The organism is Stenotrophomonas sp. AC248 (assembly GCF_979258185.1).
This window is the reverse complement of the sequence record NZ_OZ409840.1, coordinates 3,536,996-3,555,612: the sequence shown is the minus strand read 5'-3', so window position 1 is coordinate 3,555,612 and position 18,617 is coordinate 3,536,996. Positions and strand designations below refer to the sequence as shown.

The window sequence follows — 18,617 nt, the reverse complement described above, 5'->3', positions numbered from 1 at the left end:
CGGCACTCAGACCGCCGAAGTTTCCTGCGCGATCCACGCCCGCAGCAATTCGCGGTGCTCGCGGCTGAGGGTGATGAAACGGAAGCCCACCCAGGCCTGGCCGGGGGCATGGGTCTGCTCGCTCCACAGCTGGTGCGCGCCCACGTCCAGGGCAACGGGCTGGCCGTGCGGGCCGGGAATGGCGAACTGCAGCTGGTACAGCGCGTCGTCGTGCATTGGTGCCGAGGCCAGCATGAGCATGCCGGTTTCGGAAATATTGCCGAGCCGTCCCACCACTGCCTCGGCCAGCATGTCGGTGACAGGCACCAGTTCGGCCACCTGGCGGCGCGGCGCGCGGCGGGTATCGGTATCGGCGGTCATGGAGCGGTCTCTGCGGCAGGGCCAGGGCCGGCCAGCGAACGCAGCGTGCGCAGCGTCGCCTGCCAGGCGCGGTCGATCAGGCGGCTCTTGTCCTCGTTGACGATGCGCACCTGGCCATGCGCCATCAGGCGGGCCAGCGCGTCCAGCGAGTGTTCCCCCACCTTCTGCCCGCGCGGATTGACGAACAACGCATTGTCGGTGAGCAGGCTGTACCACGACAGCCGCTGGCGGCGCAGGTCGCCCTGCTGGTTGGTGGTGAATTCGAACCAGGTCCCGAACGGCAGCGTGCGCAGCTGGCGATAGCAGTCTTCCTCGGCCAGGCTGCGTGCCAGCGGCGCGACTTTGCGTGGCTCGTGGCCCTCGCCCTGTTCGCCCAGGCGGGTGCGGGCACGGATCCGGGCGGTCAGTTCGGTGCGCGAACTGCCTTCATCTTCGCCGCCCGGGGAGGACAGGCGCCGCGCGATCGCGGCCGCTTCGTCCTGGTGGTAGCCCACCTGCAGCAGCGCGGCTTCCACCTGGCCGCCCAGGTCGGCATCGCTCGGCGCGGTGCCGGGCGGCTGGCAGGTCACCTCGGCAATCCGGGCGGTTTCCTGCTCGCGCTGCTGCCATTGCTCGGAGCCTTCGCCATGCCGAAGCAGGGTGAGGGTGAGCACGTCCGACCACGCCTGCTTCAGCAGCGACTGCACGAAGCGCGGGGGTTGGGATTGGGCGCACAGCTGTTCGATGCTGGCGCCGGCCTGCTGCTTGGCCGACTCCAGGCGTTCCTTGCCGCGCGCGGCTTCCACATGGCGGCGCTCGGCCAGTTCGGCCTTGTGCGCCAGTGCGCGGAAGTGCTGCTGGATGTCTTCGTTGGCGGCCTCGAACACCGCCGCGTCGCCCTGGTAGTCGTCCACCACCTGGTCCACGGCGCGGCCCAGCTTCTGCACCAGCTGCGGGTCCACGTCGTCTTCGCCCAGCCAGTTGGCGCCTGCTTCGGCCACCGCATTGAGCAGCTCCCGCGCGGGATGCTGGTCGCGCACGAAGAACGCCGGGTCGGACAGGGCGGCCCGGGCCACCGGGACCTGCAGGCGCGCGAGCAGATCGGCGGCGACCGCGTCCGGGCGCACTTCGCGCTGGATCTGCCCGTAGAGCATGTCCAGCAGGTCGAAGGTGTCGCTGTCCTTGACGGTCAAGGCGGCCTGCGCGCCATGGTCGGCGCGCATCTGGGCCAGCAGCGCGTTGTGCAGGTCGGCCATGCTGCGCCGGGCCGTGCCGGTACCGGCGCTTTGCGCCTGCAGTTTGGCCAGGGTGGCATGGACCGATTCGCTGGCCACCGCAACCGGCGGGCCGGCAGAGGAGGCGGGGCTGGCCGCCGTTGGAACACCCGGCGACTCCACGGCGCCGCAAGCCGCCGCGCCGCTGCTTGCAGCGGTACCGCCAGCACTGCCCGTCGCCCCGGCAAGGCCAGTGGCGCTGGCTTGGCGCGCGGCGTCGAGCAGCTGGTGCAGCGCAGACATGGCGGGCGCCGATAGATCCTGCGGCGCAGCGCCTGCTGCTGAAACCGGTGCGTTACTTTCCGCACCGGCGGGCACGGGCGGGCCGGAGCGCAGCGAGGCGGGCAGGTCGCCCATTGCCTCGCTGGTCATCGCCGCCCACGCGCTGTTGCTTGCCGACCCGCTCCAGCCGGTCAGGGGGCGATTGACCTTGCCGCCTTCACGCGCCGGGCCGCTGCGTTCGGCGCCGGTGACGATGCGCCGGGTGGTGGCCGACCGCGCCAGGTAGGGGGTGTAGACCAGGCCGGGCAGGACACCTTCGTGCCCGAGCAGGATGTTGGCGCGATCCAGCAGTTCGCCCAACCGGTCGATCAACTGGCGGTCGAACACGCGGTAGAGCGCCAGCTGGGTTTCCAGCCCCAGTTCGAAGCGTTCGCCGAGTTCCCGCACGATCCGGCACAGCACGTGCGGGCCGAACGGCAGGTCTTCGACATCGAACTCCGGGCCGGCGGCGAGCACCGCGAAGCGTTGCCCCAGCAGTTGCAGGGCGCTGGCCGACCGTTGCGCCTCGCGGCGGGTGATCTCCACCAGCACGATGTCGCGGTCGATGTCGGTGTCGGCCACCAGGGTCAGGGTACTGGCGGTGAGGGTGCTGGCCGCCGGGGTCGGCACATGGCGCACGCGCGGCTCGCGCAGCTGGGCCAGGGCGTCCCCCAGTGCGTCCAGGAACAGCGGGGCGAACTGTGCGTTGACCTCGTGCAGGCGCCGTGTCTGGGCATAGATGTCGGCCTGGATCTGGCTGTTGCGCGCGCGCTCGGCATCGCGGAACAGCTCGCGCTCCAGTTCGACGATGGTCAGTTTCAGCGGGGTGGCCAGGGTCTGCGCGGCCAACGCATGCAGCGACGCCAGCAGGCGGCGCACGCGCGGCGGCGCGGCCACGTGGGCGAAACGGGCCGGGTCGGTCTGGGACGATGAAGGTGCGGACGCAGACATCCGTTGTGGTTCCGGCTCCCCTGAGAGTAAGGAATCTAACGGTTTCGCGGTGTCCCCGCCAGAAGGGATCCCCCGACACCCGGCTCTACCCCCGCGCATCGCCCCCGCCGTAGAGCCGACCGTTGGTCGGCTGCCGTCGGCGGAATCCCAGGCATGCGCAGCTGGCATCAGATCGACGGCAACAGATCAACAGCAGCCGACCAACGGTCGGCTCTACCCCTGCGCATCGCCCCCGACGTAGAGCCGACCGTTGGTCGGCTGCCGTCGGCGGAATCCCAGACATGCGCAGGTGGCATCAGATCGACGGCAACAGATCAACAGCAGCCGACCAACGGTCGGCTCTACGCGGGGAGGAACAGTTCGACCACGTCGTTGGTGAAACGCCGGCCCAGCTCGGTGGGGCGGGCATGCTCGCCGTCCAGGGTCATCCAGCCGCGCTGGATCGCCGCCTGCAAGGGCACGGCGATGCTCGCGCCCTCCAGACCGGTGCGCGATTCGAAGTCCTTCAGCGTGAACCCTTCATGCAGACGCAGCAGGTTGAGCATGTATTCGAACGGCAGGCGCTCGCCATCAATCACGTCATCGCCGCCGATCGCCGCTGCCGTGCCCGCCGCGTCCATGAAGGTCTGCGGGTGCTTGTGCTTCCAACGCCGCAGCACGTGCTGCTCGGCACCGCTGCTGATCTTGCCGTGCGCGCCCGCGCCGATGCCCAGGTAGTCGCCGAAGCGCCAGTAGTTCAGGTTGTGCGCGCTCTGTCGGCCCGGCTTGGCGTAGGCACTGACCTCGTACTGCGCGTAGCCGGCCTCGGCCAGCAGCGCCTGGCAGTGCTCCTGGATGTCCCACGCCGAATCCTCGTCGGGGATGCCCTGCGGCGGCCGCGCGAAGAACACCGTGTTCGGCTCCAAGGTGAGCTGGTAGTGCGACATGTGCGTGGGCTGCAGCGCGAACGCGCGTTCCAGGTCATGTTCGGCCTGGGCCAGCGTCTGCTGCGGCAGCGCGTACATCAGGTCGATGTTGAAATTGTCGTAGCCCGCATCCTGGGCCAGCTTCACCGCACGCTCGGCTTCACCACTGTCGTGGATGCGTCCCAGGCGCTTGAGCGCCTCGTCGTTGAAGGTCTGTATGCCGAAGCTGATGCGGTTCACCCCGGCCGCGCGGTAGCGGTCGAAACGGCCGTGCTCGGCGGTGCCCGGATTGGTTTCCAGGGTCACTTCCAGGTTCGGCGCGAAGCGCAGCCGGGCCGACGCCGCCTGCAGGAAGCGGTCGATCGCCTCGGGCGGGAACAGGCTGGGCGTGCCACCGCCGAAGAACACGCTGCTCACCACCCGGCCCCAGACCAGCGGCAGGTCCTGATCCAGATCGCGGATCAGGGCGTCGATGTACGCCTCGAACGGCAGTTCACCCTTGGCCGCATGCGAGTTGAAATCGCAGTACGGGCATTTGCGCACGCACCACGGCAGGTGCACGTACAGCGCCAGCGGCGGCGGAATCAGCCGCGGCGCGTGGTCGTGGTCGCCCGCGCAGTGTTCGCCGGGCAGGTGGTCGCAATGGTCGTGTGGCTGAGACATGGAATTCACGGGTAGTGCCGGCCGCTGGCCGGCTCTCCAGACATCATCAGGGGTGGCATCACAGCAACGCGGGCAGTTTCTGCTTGAGCAACTGCAGGGCCAGCGCGCGATGGCTGATGGCATTCTTCTGCGCGGGGTCCATTTCCGCCGCGGTCAGGCCGTGCGTCGGGTCCAGGAATACCGGGTTGTACCCGAAGCCGTTGCTGCCACGCGTTTCGTCCAGGATCACCCCTTCCCAGCTGCCTTCGCAGATCAGCGGCTGCGGGTCGTTGGCGTGGCGCAGCAGTACGATCACCGCGTAGAAGCGGGCGGTGCGGCGCTCGGCCGGCACCTCGCGCAGCGCGTCGAGCAGCTTGGCGTTGTTGGCCGCATCGTTGGTCGGACTGCCCGCATAGCGCGCGCTGTACAGACCGGGCGCGCCGTCCAGCGCGTCCACGATCAGGCCCGAATCGTCGGCCAGCGCCGGCAGGCCGGTGACGGCACTGGCGTGGCGGGCCTTGATCAGCGCGTTCTCGACGAAGGTCAGGCCGGTTTCCGGCACGTCACTGACGCCCAGCTCGCCCTGCGCTACGATCTGCAGCGGCAGGTCGCCCAGCATGGCCTGCAGTTCCTTCAGCTTGCCGGCGTTGCCGCTGGCCAGTACCAGTGTCTTCATTTCGGCTCCAGCAGGTCCCAGGTGTTGCCGTACAGGTCGCGGAACACCGCCACGGTGGCGTACACCTCGTCACGCGGGGTTTCCAGGAATTCCACGCCACGCGCGGTCAACGCGGCGTGGTCGCGCCAGAAATCGTCGGTGTTCAGGAAGAAGCCGACGCGGCCGCCGGTCTGGTTGCCGATCCGGCTGCGCTGCTCATCGGTACTGGCACGCGCCAGCAGCAGGGCAGCTGCGCTGCCGTCGCTCGGCCCGACCACCACCCAGCGCTTGTCACCCTGGTCGATGTCGTCGATCAGGGCGAAGCCGAGCATGCCGGTGTACCAGGCAATGGCCTCGTCGTAGTCGGCCACCACCAGGGTGGTCAGCGCGATGCGGCGGTTCATGCAGACGCCAGGGCGGCCTGCTGCGCCGCGAACAGGTCCTTGATGCCCTTCTCGGCCAGCACCAGCAGCGCGTCCAGCTCGTCGCGGCGGAAGGCGTGGCCTTCGGCGGTGCCCTGCAGTTCGATGAAACCGCCGCCGTCGTTCATGACCACGTTCATGTCGGTGTCGCAGTCACTGTCTTCGGCGTAGTCCAGGTCGAGCACCGGGGTGCCGCGGTACACGCCCACCGACACCGCCGCCACCGCGCCGAAGATCGGGTTGCGCTTGATGTCGCCGCGCTTGATCAGGAAGTTCACCGCGTCCACCAGCGCCACGTAGGCACCGGTGATGGCGGCGGTACGGGTGCCGCCATCGGCCTGCAGGACGTCGCAGTCCAGGGTGATGGTGCGTTCGCCCAAAGCGCCGCGGTCGATGCAGGCGCGCAGGGTGCGGCCGATCAGGCGCTGGATTTCCAGCGTGCGGCCGCCCTGCTTGCCGCGCGCCGCTTCGCGGTCGTTGCGGGTGTGGGTGGAGCGCGGCAGCATGCCGTACTCGGCGGTGACCCAGCCTTCGCCCTTGCCACGCAGGAAGCCGGGCACGCGGTTTTCCACGCTGGCGGTGCACAGCACGCGGGTTTCACCGAAGCTGACCAGCACCGAGCCCTCGGCGTGACGGGTGAAGGCGCGCTCGATGCGCACTTCGCGCAGCTGGTCGGCCTGGCGGCCGCTGGGACGGGTGTCGGACATGCGTTGGGGTTCCGTGGAAGCTGGGGGAACGCGACCATGCCCGCACCCCGAGGGGGCAGGCAGGGAGGCTCGAATGAGACCGCTAGGGTACCATTCCCCCTTTGGGAACATCGGAAAACCCACCATGATTCGAAGCATGACCGCCTATGCCGGCGGCGAGCGCGCCACCCGCTGGGGCACGCTGGCCTGTGAGCTGCGCTCGGTCAACCACCGGTTCCTGGAGGTGGGCGTGCGCCTGCCCGACGAGCTGCGTGCGTTGGAACCGCAGTTGCGCGAGCGCGTCGCTTCCCGCTGCAGCCGCGGCAAGATCGACCTGGTCATGCGCCTGCGCGCGCCGGAGGTCACCGGTGCACTGGTGGTCAACGACGTGCTGCTGGCCCAGCTGGGCGAACTGGCCCGCCGCCTGGCGCCGGGCTTCCCCAGCCTGCAGGTGAGCTTCACCGAACTGCTGCAGGTGCCGGGCGTGATGCAGGGCGAAGCGGTGGACGCCGCGGCGCTGCATGCCGAGGCGCTGGCCCTGCTGGACGCCACCCTGGACGGCTTCGTGGCCGCGCGTGAGCGTGAAGGCGACAAGCTGGCCGCCGCCATCCAGGAACGCGTGGACGGGGTGGAGCGCATCGCCGCCGAGGTCACCACGCTGATTCCGCTGATCCGCGAGGGCCAGCGCACCAAGCTGTCCGCGCGCCTGGCCGACCTGCCGCACCCGGTCGATCCGGGCCGCGCCGAGCAGGAGCTGGTGATGTGGCTGCAGAAGCTGGACGTGGATGAAGAGCTGGACCGCCTGGGCAGCCACATCGTCGAAATCCGCCGGGTGTTCACCCAGCGCGAGCCGGTGGGCCGCCGCCTGGACTTCCTGCTGCAGGAATTCAACCGCGAAGCCAACACGCTGGGCTCCAAGTCGGTGGACAGCCGTACCTCCAATGCCGCCGTCGAGCTGAAGGTGCTGATCGACCAGATCCGCGAACAGGTGCAGAACATCGAATGAGCAGCCAGCCCACGCCCGCCGGTGCGCCTGCGCGCGGCACCCTGTACATCGTGGCCGCGCCCTCCGGGGCCGGCAAGAGCAGCATCGTCAACGCCACGCTGGCGCGCGACCCGCAGATCGCCCTGTCGATCTCGTTCACCTCACGGGCCACGCGCCCGGGTGAAATCAACGGCGAGCACTACCATTTCGTCAGCGCCGAGGAATTCGAGCGGATGATCGCCGCCGGCGATTTCTTCGAACATGCCTGGGTGCATGGCGACTGGAAGGGCACCGCACGGCAGTCGGTGGAACCGCAGCTGGCCGCGGGCCAGGACGTCCTGCTGGAGATCGACTGGCAGGGCGCCCAGCAGGTGCGGCAGCTGGTGCCGGGCACGGTGACGGTGTTCATCCTGCCGCCGTCCAAGCAGGCCCTGCAGGACCGCATGCGCAAGCGCGGCCAGGACAGCGAGGCGGTGATTGCCCAGCGCCTGTCCGCCGCGCGTGAAGAGATGCTGCACTTCAACGACTTCGACTACGTCATCGTCAACGAGGTGTTCGAGACCGCAGTGGACGAGCTGTGCGCCATCTTCACGGCCAGCCGGCTGCGCCGGGAGGCCCAGAAGGTCCGCCACGCGGGCCTGATCCAGGCTCTGCTGACCCAGGATGCGGCCTCAACTGACTGATTCCAAACGGGGTGCTAGCGGGTTGGCTTGATTTTGTCCAGCCCCCGCCGGTACAATCCGTCCCCTTTCCCTCATTCGATTGAGCAGCCCTCACCGGCTGCCGGGAGCCCGCATGGCCCGCATCACCGTAGAAGATTGTCTGGAAGTCGTGAACAACCGTTTCGAACTGGTCATGATGGCGTCCAAGCGCGCCCGTCAGCTGGCCAATGGCGTTCAGGCCACCCTGGACAACAGCGAAACCGAAGACAAGCCGACCGTGCTGGCGCTGCGCGAAATTGCGGCCCGCAAGATCGACAACGCCCTGATCGACGAAGTCGAGAAGGCCGAACGCGAGCGTGCAGAGCGTGAAGCACTGGAATGGGCCGCTGCCGAAGTCGTCGCCGACGAAGACATGTCCAAGAACGACGACTGATCGCCTCGCGCGAACCGGTTGTGGTTGCACGAACAGCCCGCCTTGGCGGGCTGTTCTGCGTCTGGGCCGCGGAAACACCGACACGCAACGACGCAGGGTGATCGGTCCAGGCAACGACCGTTGGCCATCGCACCACCACCGTCCAACGCGGTAGGCGACGACCGTTGGTCGTCGAAGCCCCCTCCGATCCCTGTTCAGATGTTTGCCGTTATCCCGCCGCTGGAATAGTCTTCCAGCATGAACCCAGGCCCCACTGCCAAGGTCGCCTCGCCTCCCGGCGCGGCCGTACCCGACTATGTCCTCCAGCTCGAACGCGCAGCGCATTACCTGCCGCCCGAGCAACTGCCGTTGCTGCGCCGTGCCTGGGAAGTGGGTGCCTCCGCGCATGCCGGGCAGACCCGCAAGTCCGGTGAGCCCTACATCACCCATCCGGTGGCCGTGGCCCAGGTGCTGGCCGAGCTCGGCCTGGACGTGGAAGCGCTGATCGCCGCGATCCTGCACGACACCATCGAAGACACCCCGCTCACGCGCGAGGAACTGGCGGCCGAGTTCGGCGAAGCGGTGGCCGAGCTGGTCGACGGCGTAACCAAGCTGGACAAGCTGAAATTCCGCGACCGCCAGGAAGCGGCCGCCGAGAGCTTCCGCAAGATGCTGCTGGCGATGTCGCGCGACCTGCGCGTGATCATGATCAAGCTGGCCGACCGCCTGCACAACATGCGCACGCTGGGCGCGCAGAGCCGCGAAGCGCGCGGCCGCATCGCCCGTGAAACGCTGGAGATCTACGCCCCCATCGCGCAGCGGCTGGGCATGAGCCTGGTCAAAAGCGAGCTGCAGAACCTGGGCTTCAAGGCGCTGTACCCGTGGCGCCACGCCATCCTGGAAAAGCACATCCGCAGCCAGCCGGTGGTCCGCCGCGAGGCGATGGCGCAGGTGGAAGTGCAGCTGTCGCAGCGGCTGGCCAAGGAAGGGCTGGAGCACCGGCTGGTCAGCCGCATCAAGACCCCGTGGAGCATCTACAACAAGATGCACGACGAGAACAAATCCTTCGACCAGGTGATGGATGTCTTCGGCTTCCGCCTGGTCGTGCGCAACGTGCCCAGCGCCTACCACGCGCTGGGCGCGGTGCATGCCACCTTCAAGCCGCTGGACGGGCGCTTCCGCGATTTCATCGCGATCCCCAAGGCCAACGGCTACCAGTCGCTGCACACGGTGCTGTTCGGGCCGTACGGGTCGCCGATCGAAGTGCAGATCCGCACCGAGGAAATGGACCTGATCGCCGAGCGCGGCGTGGCCGCGCACTGGACCTACAAGTTCGGCGGCGACTCGCCCAACAGCGCGCAGAGCCGCGCGCATGCCTGGATCGTGGAACTGATCGATTCCCAGCGCGCCGCCGGTTCGTCGCTGGAGTTCCTGGACAACGTCAAGGTGGACCTGTTCCCGGACGAGGTCTACCTGTTCACCCCGAAGGGCAAGATCCTGGCCCTGCCGCGCAACTCCACCGCGCTCGATTTCGCCTATGCGGTGCACACCGACGTGGGCAACATGGCCGTGGCCTCGCGCGTGGACAAGAAGCTGGTGCCGCTGCGCACCAAGCTGGTCAGCGGGCAGACCGTGGAAGTGATCACCGCGCGCTCGGCCACGCCCAAGCCGCAGTGGCTGGAGTTCGTGGTCAGTTCCAAGGCACGCACCGCCATCCGCCACCAGCTCAAGCAGTTGGAGCACGAAGACGCGGTGCAACTGGGCCACCGCATGCTCGACCGCGCGCTGGAGGCGATGGACAGCTCGCTCGAACGCCTGCCCAAGGGGCGCCTGGATGCGTTCCTGGCCGAACACCGCTACCCGCGCCTGGAGGCCCTGCTGGCCGAAGTGGCGCTGGGCAACTGGATGCCCAACCAGGCCGCACAGGCGCTGATGGCCTACGCCGAGCTGCGCGGCGGCGCGCATTCCAAGCATTCGCAGGAAAAGATCCTGATCAACGGCAGCGAGCGCGGCGTGGTCAGCTTCGCCAACTGCTGCCAGCCGATCCCGGGCGACGACATCATGGGTTACCACACCGCCGGCAAGGGCATCGTGGTGCACCGCATGGACTGCCCGAACCTGGCCGAACTGCGCAAGTCGCCCGAGCGTTGGGTGCCCATTGGCTGGGACACCACCGTGTCCGGCGACTACGACACCTCGCTGGTGGTGGAAGTGGAAAACGGCACCGGCGTGCTGGCCCAGCTGGCCGCGGCGATCGCGCAGAGCCATTCCAACATCGAACGCGTGGACTACCTCGACCGCGATTTCAATGCGGCGGTACTGGCTTTCAACATCCAGGTCCGCGACCGCAACCACCTGGCCGAGGTCATGCGCAGGCTGCGACGGTTGTCGGTGGTGCAGTCGGTTCGCCGGCAATAAACCGCGTTCCGCGTGGCGATGATGGGCGCAGACGCTCTTGGCGCACCACCGGGGGTAGAGCCGACCGTTGGTCGGCTGCTCGCGCACCGCGCGACAATGATCGACATGGTCGGCCGGCCGACCAATCGTCTTCGTCATTTTCCGGCCAGCCGACCAACGGTCGGCTCTACCAGACATTGCGGCTTCGATTGCGGCTTCGATCGCGGCTTTGGGGCCTTGGCTTCAGCGGTACAATGGTGGGCCCACTTTTGTTCCCCTGGAGCTCCCATGTCCCGCCAGATCATCACCAGCGCCAACGCCCCGGCCGCGATCGGTCCGTATTCGCAGGCTGTGCGTGCCGGCAACACCGTGTACTTCTCCGGCCAGATCCCGCTGGACCCGGCCACCGGTGACATCGTCGGCGCCGGCGACATCGAAGCGCAGGCCCGCCGCGCCTTCGACAACCTCAAGGCCGTGGCCGAAGAAGCCGGTGGTTCGCTGGACCAGATCGTCCGCCTCGGCCTGTACCTCACCGACCTGGCCGAATTCGCCAAGGTCAACGCGGTCATGCAGGATTACTTCAAGGCCCCGTTCCCGGCCCGTTCCACCATCGAAGTGTCCGGCCTGCCCAAGGGCGCCAACTTCGAGGTTGATGCGGTGATGGTGCTCGACCAGGCCTGACGTGGCACGGTCACGGGCTCCTGCACCGGCCCTGGCCGCGGCCGGGGAAGCATCGCTGTCGATGCTTCCCGGGATCGGCCCGGCGGTGGCCACCAAGCTGGAGGCCCGTGGCCTGTCCTCGTTGCAGGACCTGTGGCTGCATCTGCCACTGCGCTATGAAGACCGCACCCGGCTGACCACCATCGCCCAACTGCAGCCCGGCGTGGCCGCGCAGGTGGAAGGGCGGGTCAGCGCGGTTGAACGCGGCTTCCGTGGCCGCCCGGTGCTGAAGGTCGCCATCGAGGACGACTCCTACGGCACCCTGGTACTGCGCTTTTTCCATTTCCGCTCGCAGCAGGTGTCGCAGTTCGCCGTTGGCGCGCGCATCCGCTGCTATGGCACCGCCAAGCCCGGCCATACCGGGCTGGAGATCGTCCACCCCAGTTACCGGGTGATGGGCGTCAACGACGATGACGATCTCGGCGACAGCCTCGACCCGGTCTACCCGGCCATCGAGGGCGTCGGCCCGGCCACCCTGCGCAAGTTCATCGGGCTGGCGTTGGACCGGTTGCCGGAAGAATCCACGCTGGAGCTGGTGCCGCCGGGCTGGTTGTCCGGCATGGGCCTGCCGTCGCTGCGCAGCGCGCTGCTGACCGTGCACCGGCCGCCGCCGAATGCCGACCTGGCCGCGCTGGCCGCCGGCCGCCATCCGGCACAACGCCGCCTGGCCATCGAAGAACTGCTGGCCCACCACCTCAGCCTGCGCCGCCAGCGCATGGCACTGCAGGCGCACCACGCACCGTCGCTGCGCGGGCCGGGCGTGCTGGTCAGGCAGCTGCGCGACAGCCTGCCGTTCCAGCTCACCGGCGCGCAGCAGCGCGTGTTCGAACAGATCCGCAAGGACCTCATCAAGGCGCACCCGATGCTGCGCCTGGTGCAGGGGGATGTGGGGTCGGGCAAGACCGTAGTGGCCGCGTTGGCGGCGATGCTGGCAGTGGAGCGGGGCAAGCAGGTTGCGCTGGCCGCGCCCACCGAACTGCTGGCCGAGCAGCATCTGAACAACCTGCGCGCCTGGCTGGAACCGCTGGGCGTGCGCACCGCCTGGCTGGCCGGCAAGGTCACCGGCAAGGCGCGCACCAAGGTGCTGGCCGACGTGGCCTCCGGCGACGCACAGGTGGTGGTCGGCACCCATGCCCTGATGCAGGACAGCGTGGTGTTCAAGGACCTCGCCCTGGCCATCGTCGACGAGCAGCACCGCTTCGGCGTGCATCAGCGCCTGGCCCTGCGCGACAAGGGGGCGGACGGGCGCAGCGTGCCGCACCAGCTGGTGATGACCGCCACCCCGATCCCGCGCACGCTGGCGATGTCCGAGTATGCCGACCTGGACGTGTCGGCCATCGACGAACTGCCGCCAGGGCGCACCCCGGTGCAGACCGTGGCGTTCAACAACGACCGGCGCCCCGAACTGATCCAGCGCATCGCCGTGGCCTGCGCCGAGGGGCAGCAGGTGTACTGGGTGTGCACGCTGATCGAGGAAAGCGAAGAGCTCGATGCCACCCCGGCCCAGGCCACCTTCGAATCGCTGCAGGCGCTGTTGCCGGGCGTGCGCGTGGGCCTGGTGCATGGGCGGCTCAAGGCCAGCGAAAAACTCGCCACGATGGTGGCGTTCAAGGCCGGTCAGCTCGACCTGCTGGTGGCCACCACCGTGATCGAAGTGGGCGTGGACGTTCCCAATGCATCGCTGATGATCATCGAAAACGCCGAGCGTCTTGGCCTGGCCCAGCTGCACCAGCTGCGCGGTCGGGTAGGGCGCGGCTCGGCCGTGTCGCGCTGCGTGCTGCTGTACCAGGCGCCGCTGTCGGCCATGGCCCGCGAGCGGCTGGAAACCATGCGCCAGACCAACGACGGCTTCCTGATCGCCGAAAAGGACTTGGAACTGCGCGGTCCCGGCGAACTGCTCGGCACCCGCCAGACCGGCCTGGCTGCATTCCGCATGGCCGACCTGGCGCGCGACGCCGACCTGCTGCCGGGCGTGCACGACCTGGCCGAGCGCCTGCTGTCCGAAGCACCGGAGGTGGCCGACAAGGTCGTGCGCCGCTGGATCGGCACGGCCGTGCGCTACGCGGCGGCGTAAAAACAGCGCGGCTTTCCTGATTTCTCCACGGGCGTTGACGTACTCCGTTCCGCAAGTCGGCCCCGTAGCGGCCCATCCGGTCGCCGGCGGACCGATCGAAGCGACGCCTTTCAACCCTGTACCGACCAACGGTCGGTACCTGCCCGCACCCGATCGCCCCCGCCTTGTATTTGTCATGACAGGGTGCGAAAGTCCCTTGCCGATTATCAAGACGGCAACGATGACCAAGAAGATTCCGCTGTTGATCGACACCGATCCGGGTGTCGATGACGCCCTGGCCCTGTTGATGGCCTTCGCCGATGAGCGCCACGATATCGTCGGCCTGACCATCGCCGCCGGCAATGTCGGCCTGGACCACACCGTGCGCAACGCGCTGAAGCTGTGTGAAGTGGCCGGCCGCGAAGACGTGCCGGTCTACGCCGGTACCGCCGACCCGCTGCTGCATCCCTCCGTCGACGCGGCCCACGTGCATGGCGCCGATGGATTTGGCGATGTGAACCTGCCGGCCGCCAAGCGCCAGGCCGAAGCCGAGCACGCCGCCCTGGCGATTCTGCGCCTGTCGCACCAGTACGCCGGCGAGCTGTTCCTGGTCGCCCTTGGCCCGCTGACCAACCTGGCCCTGGCCCTCAAGCTCGACCCGACCCTGCCGCAGCGCGTGAAGCGCTTCCTGGTGATGGGCGGGGCGGTGACCTGCCACGGCAACATCACCCCGGCGGCCGAGTTCAACATCGCCTTCGACCCCGAAGCGGCGCACGTGGTGTTCACCGGCTTCCCGCACATCGAAGTGGCCGACTGGGAAGCCACCGTCGCCCACGGCCTGCTGCACGCCGATGTCGAGAAGTGGCTGGCTGCCGACACCGACAAGGCCCGCTTCTATGAGCTGATTTCGCGCCAGACCCGCCTGTGGTCCGAAGACAGCCGCGGCGAGCGCTGGTTCGCCGCCGATGCCCTCGCCATGGCTTGGGCGCTGCAGCCCGACGGCGCCCTGCGGGTCGAATCGCGTCCGCTGAACGTCGAACTGGCCGGCGTGCACAGCCGAGGTGCTACCATTGTCGACTGGAACCGCCAGACCGGGCAGCCGGATAACACCCAGCTGCTGATGGCCTACGACCAGGGGCGTTTTGAAGCCCAGGTCCGGGCGGCACTCGGCGTCTGACGACGCCGCTGCGGCGGACCTTTCGCACGGTTGATGGTCCCGGCTTGCCCTTTGCGGCATCCGGGGCTATAATGCCGCTCTTGATCACCAGCCCTTATTACGGTGCGCGCCCATGAAGGCCGATACTCATCCTGTTTACCGCGACGTGGTTTTCCACGACGTTACCTCTGATTTCAAGATCCTGACCCGTTCGACCATGTCCGCCAAGGAAACGGTCAAGTGGGAAGATGGCAACGAGTACCCGCTCGTCAAGGTTGAAATCTCCTCGGCTTCGCATCCGTTCTACACGGGCAAGCACAAGGTGATCGACACCAGCGGCCGTATCGACAAGTTCCAGAAGCGCTACGCGCGCTGAGTTGTCGCTGCAGTTGCACGAAAACAACGGTCGCCTTGGCGGCCGTTGTTTTTTTGTGTCCGCTCCAGGGCCGTGAACTGAACGCAGGCCAAGCGATGCACGGGTGCCTGCGGAACGCTGTGTCCGGACGTTGTTGTCCGCATGCCGCGCGGAGCCTTGGCGCTGCTGGCAGGGCGCACCATACGCAGCCCCGTACCCGCGTCTACGACTTCCGTCCTAGGGCGGCAGAAATGTTGCTGTGCGATAATGCCGGGATCCACGGTAACGATCGTGGACTTCCTTCACGTGCCTGCCCCATGCGCTTGGGTGGGCGCCTTCCCTCGAGGAGCGCACACAGTGTCCGATCTTGATCAGGTCACGCTCAACGCCGGCGAAAAGTCGGTTGTTTTGCCCGTCATCAAACCTACGCTCGGCAACGATTGCGTCGATATCTCGAAGCTGACCAAGGAAACCGGTCTCTTCACTTACGACTCCGGCTTCACCGCCACCGCCAGCTGCAAGTCCGCCATCACCTACATCGACGGTGACAAGGGCGTGCTGCTGTATCGCGGCTATCCGATCGAGCAGCTCTCGGAAAAGTCCAGCTACGTCGAAGTGGCCTACCTGCTGATCAATGGCGAGCGTCCGAGCGCCGAGCAGTTGAAGGCCTTCACCGACGAGCTGGCCGCTGAAGCCAACGTCGATGCGTCGATCAACACCCTGATCGGCAGCTTCGCCAAGGATGCCCATCCGATGGCCATCCTGACCGCCGCCATCGCGCAGCTGTCGGGCATCTACCACGCCTCGCTGGACCTGTCCGACGCCGAACAGCGCCGCCAGGCCGCCGTGCGCCTGATCGCCAAGGTGCCGACCCTGTCGGCGCTGATCTACCGCCACGGCAAGGGCCTGCCGGCCAACACGCCGGACACCTCGCTGGACTACGTCAGCCGCTTCCTGAAGCAGACCTTCGAATCGGCCGACGGCCAGTACGAACTGAACCAGGACGTGGTCAAGGCACTGGATCTGCTGTTCATCCTGCACGCCGACCACGAGCAGAACGCCTCGACCTCGACCGTGCGTCTGGTCGGTTCGACCGGTGCCAACCCGTACGCGTCGGTCGCCGCTGGCGTCACCGCGCTGTGGGGTCCGGCCCACGGCGGTGCCAACGAAGCCGTGCTGAAGATGCTGGAAGAGATCGGTTCGGCCGACAACGTCGAGTCCGCCGTGCTCAAGGCCAAGGACAAGACCTCCGGCTTCCGCCTGATGGGCTTCGGCCACCGCGTGTACAAGAACTTCGATCCGCGCGCCAAGGTCATCGGTGAGATGACCGGCAAGGTGCTCAAGCAGCTGGGCGTGCAGGATCCGCTGCTGGACGTGGCCGTCAAGCTGGAACAGGCCGCGCTGCAGGACGACTACTTCGTTGCCCGCAAGCTGTACCCGAACGTCGATTTCTACAGCGGCATCATCTACAAGGCGCTGCAGATCCCGACCGAAATGTTCACCGTCATGTTCGCCCTGGGCCGTACCTCCGGCTGGGTGGCCCATTGGCTGGAACAGCAGGTCGATCCGGAAATGAAGATCGGCCGTCCGCGCCAGGTCTACACCGGCAGCGACGTGCGCGACTACCAGGGCTGATCGTCCCGGTAACGCGTGTTGAAGAACGCCCCGCACTGCGGGGCGTTTCTTTTGGTTCTTCTCCCATATGGGTGCAAGCAGAAACGTGCCTTGACGATTTGCAGGTGCAGTCGCCGGCGGGTCGGGCGCGGGGCCCCCATGCCCTTTCCGGCGAATGTCCTCCGGCGTCGGCCTGCGGCCGCCACCTCCCCCTCCCCCTTTATTTCGCCTCCAAGGGCATGGGGGCCCCGCGCCCGACCCACCGACAGCACCAGAAAAGCCTGGCGTCCCCTGCTTACCGCAAGCCGAGCCCCGTAGCGGCCGGTAGGCTCCTGGGCAAAATAAAGGAGGAGGCCGCCACGCGGCCGGGGGACATTTGCGCCAGGGGCCTACGGGCTGCTACGGGGCCCTCACGCTCGCGACCGGCCGGATCGAGACGCCAGCCGATCCAAACGGCGCCTGCACCCCCGGCCATCCGCGTCGCGGCGTACTCACTCTGCGACGGCCGTTGCAACAAGACGCTCGCCGTACATGGGCGAAGAAGCTTGATTCTTGCGCGGTGGCGCCGGTTGGTGTGGGCACCCCGTGCAGCCACCCATGGGGTGGTTCCCCCCGTCATGACGATGAACGGTGTCTCCGCGCAGGCGCGCTGCGCTGACGTTTTCGTACTTATTGCATGGGTCTATCGGGCTCTGCGGATCAGGCTGGTCGCATCAATCGAGCCGTTCCCGAAGGAGACCAACCATGAAGCGCTACCTGCTGATTCCCCTGCTTGTTGCCCCCGTTGCCCTGCATGCCAGCGACGCCCTGGCCGGCTATACCGGGCCGGGCGCCTCCGCCGTCGCCACCACCGTAGCGCAGGCACGCCAGCAGCGTGACGACCATGCGGTGCTGCTGCTGGGCCATCTGGTCGCCAAGGTCGGCGACGAACGCTACCGCTTCCGCGACGCCACCGGCGACATCGAGGTCGAGATCGACGACGAGGACATGCCTCACCCGCCCATTGGCGCATCTGCCACGGTGGAACTGCTGGGCAAGGTCGACACGCACCGCTTCAAGCCCACCGATATCGAGGTGAAGCGCGTGCAGGTGCTGCCGCCGCGCTGACCTCCCGCATGCCCGTTTGCGCACATCGCTGTATCTCTGCGCCAGCCCGGTGCGTGAATGTGAGAACACCGGCCGAACGGAACTGTGCGTACGCGCCCAGATTCAAATGTTGAATAGGGCATCACGTGATTCAGGCATCGACGCGCCCAATGGCCGGGCGGACGCTCTCGTCGCATCCTGCGGCCTGCCGTGCAGCGCGGGATGACCAGGACCGGGCTGGCGCAGGCATGGCGCCGACCCGCCGCCGATGCATGAGGCATCCGCAACGCAGGGGGGTGTGATGGGGATGAAGTCGCAACAGCGGTAACCGAACCGACCCGTGCCAACGCCTCGCAGGCGCGCTGCACCGGACAGACGAACTGGTGGAAGCAGGTGAACGATCGCGCGTCGTTGCGTACCGTCGTGGGCGATGGCACATCGCACGGCGACGCAGCACTGTCGCCGCCGTGCCCACCCCCCTCTGCGCAACGCACAGGTTGACAATGACGTGGCCGCCATGGGCGGACGCAGGACGCCGCGTGCCCTGCGCCCCTGCCCGGGGCGCATCGCCGGAAGCAATGCCCGCTGGACCACAGGCAGACGCTGCAGTTCCTTCCAACGGAAATGGAGACGCACACATGGCCGGTCCAGCAGACCCCGCGCGGCGACCGCCGGCGATTGCTGCGGCAGAGGTGTTGGCGCGCTACGCCCGCGAGGTGCTGCCGGTGCCGGTGCCGGCCGCGCGCGACTCGGCGATGGTACGGCGGGTGCGCGAAGAGATGTGGAAGGATGTCCAGGAGATGCTGCTGGATGAGCCGGTGTTGAGTGAGGTGTGGGCCGCAGGGACACGCGTCCAAGTGGCTGGAGACAGGAACATGCGAAGGACGGCTGCGGCCGTCCTTTGCGTATCCAACGCCTTGCCATACGAACCGATAGAGGCACGCTGCGTAGGAATTTCTGCAATGTCCCGGGAGTGCGCGTGTCGTCGCAAAATCGCACCCGCGCTGCGGTTTTTAGGAGTGGTTGAATGGGTAAATCACGC

16 protein-coding genes are annotated in these 18,617 nt (G+C 67.6%); 10 read left to right on the top strand and 6 right to left on the bottom strand.

The genetic code is table 11. The annotated features are described in order from the left end of the window. Nucleotides 1-6: 6 nt before the first annotated feature. The 6 genes from ACZ0AE_RS16025 to rph form a co-directional block, all read right to left on the bottom strand. On the bottom strand, nt 7-360 hold the full coding sequence (locus tag ACZ0AE_RS16025) for a PilZ domain-containing protein (protein WP_463601592.1): 354 nt from the start codon (nt 358-360) through the stop codon (nt 7-9). After that, nucleotides 357-2,825, bottom strand: a complete 2,469-nt coding sequence (locus tag ACZ0AE_RS16020; RefSeq protein ID WP_463601591.1) for a DUF1631 domain-containing protein — start codon at nt 2,823-2,825, stop codon at nt 357-359. The genes ACZ0AE_RS16025 and ACZ0AE_RS16020 overlap by 4 nt, the downstream gene beginning before the upstream one ends. Nucleotides 2,826-3,166: 341 nt before the next feature. Continuing rightward, nucleotides 3,167-4,393: a radical SAM family heme chaperone HemW gene (gene hemW, locus ACZ0AE_RS16015; protein WP_463602106.1), complete on the bottom strand. Its 1,227-nt coding sequence runs from the start codon at nt 4,391-4,393 to the stop codon at nt 3,167-3,169. A 58-nt stretch (nt 4,394-4,451) separates the two neighbouring features. Beyond that, entirely contained in the window at nt 4,452-5,048 is a 597-nt protein-coding gene (gene rdgB, locus ACZ0AE_RS16010; protein WP_463601590.1) for an RdgB/HAM1 family non-canonical purine NTP pyrophosphatase, read from the bottom strand. Then, nucleotides 5,045-5,431 carry a VOC family protein gene (locus tag ACZ0AE_RS16005; RefSeq protein WP_463601589.1) on the bottom strand — a complete coding sequence of 129 codons (387 nt, stop codon included), beginning with the start codon at nt 5,429-5,431 and terminating at the stop codon, nt 5,045-5,047. Before ACZ0AE_RS16005 ends, rdgB begins: the two co-directional genes overlap by 4 nt. Further along, the gene (gene rph, locus ACZ0AE_RS16000) at nt 5,428-6,156 is read right to left on the bottom strand and encodes a ribonuclease PH (RefSeq protein ID WP_038686489.1); all 729 of its coding nucleotides are present in this window, start codon (nt 6,154-6,156) and stop codon (nt 5,428-5,430) included. Before rph ends, ACZ0AE_RS16005 begins: the two co-directional genes overlap by 4 nt. Nucleotides 6,157-6,280: 124 nt before the next feature. Between rph and ACZ0AE_RS15995 the strand changes: the two genes are divergently transcribed. From ACZ0AE_RS15995 to ACZ0AE_RS15950, 10 genes are all read left to right on the top strand, one after another. Further along, nucleotides 6,281-7,141 (top strand): YicC/YloC family endoribonuclease, encoded by an 861-nt coding sequence (locus ACZ0AE_RS15995; protein WP_463601588.1) that lies wholly within the window; start codon nt 6,281-6,283, stop codon nt 7,139-7,141. Then, entirely contained in the window at nt 7,138-7,803 is a 666-nt protein-coding gene (gene gmk / locus ACZ0AE_RS15990) for a guanylate kinase (protein ID WP_051598735.1), read from the top strand. The genes ACZ0AE_RS15995 and gmk overlap by 4 nt, the downstream gene beginning before the upstream one ends. Nucleotides 7,804-7,915: 112 nt before the next feature. Next, nucleotides 7,916-8,215 carry a DNA-directed RNA polymerase subunit omega gene (gene rpoZ / locus ACZ0AE_RS15985; protein WP_005410877.1) on the top strand — a complete coding sequence of 100 codons (300 nt, stop codon included), beginning with the start codon at nt 7,916-7,918 and terminating at the stop codon, nt 8,213-8,215. A gap of 237 nt (nt 8,216-8,452) precedes the next feature. Next, the gene (locus ACZ0AE_RS15980) at nt 8,453-10,612 is read left to right on the top strand and encodes a RelA/SpoT family protein (protein WP_038686491.1); all 2,160 of its coding nucleotides are present in this window, start codon (nt 8,453-8,455) and stop codon (nt 10,610-10,612) included. A gap of 267 nt (nt 10,613-10,879) precedes the next feature. Beyond that, complete coding sequence (locus ACZ0AE_RS15975; RefSeq protein WP_038686492.1) at nt 10,880-11,272, top strand: RidA family protein; 393 nt, start codon at nt 10,880-10,882, stop codon at nt 11,270-11,272. A gap of 1 nt (nt 11,273) precedes the next feature. After that, complete coding sequence (recG, locus tag ACZ0AE_RS15970; protein ID WP_463601587.1) at nt 11,274-13,385, top strand: ATP-dependent DNA helicase RecG; 2,112 nt, start codon at nt 11,274-11,276, stop codon at nt 13,383-13,385. 220 nt (nt 13,386-13,605) lie between these two features. Further along, nucleotides 13,606-14,541, top strand: coding sequence for a nucleoside hydrolase (locus ACZ0AE_RS15965; RefSeq protein ID WP_463601586.1), 936 nt, complete (start codon nt 13,606-13,608; stop codon nt 14,539-14,541). 112 nt (nt 14,542-14,653) lie between these two features. After that, nucleotides 14,654-14,896 (top strand): type B 50S ribosomal protein L31, encoded by a 243-nt coding sequence (locus ACZ0AE_RS15960; RefSeq protein WP_038686500.1) that lies wholly within the window; start codon nt 14,654-14,656, stop codon nt 14,894-14,896. Between the two features lie 141 nt (nt 14,897-15,037). Continuing rightward, nucleotides 15,038-16,510: a citrate synthase gene (locus ACZ0AE_RS15955; RefSeq protein WP_463601585.1), complete on the top strand. Its 1,473-nt coding sequence runs from the start codon at nt 15,038-15,040 to the stop codon at nt 16,508-16,510. 723 nt (nt 16,511-17,233) lie between these two features. Then, entirely contained in the window at nt 17,234-17,596 is a 363-nt protein-coding gene (locus ACZ0AE_RS15950) for a NirD/YgiW/YdeI family stress tolerance protein (RefSeq protein ID WP_038686505.1), read from the top strand. Nucleotides 17,597-18,617: the final 1,021 nt, after the last annotated feature.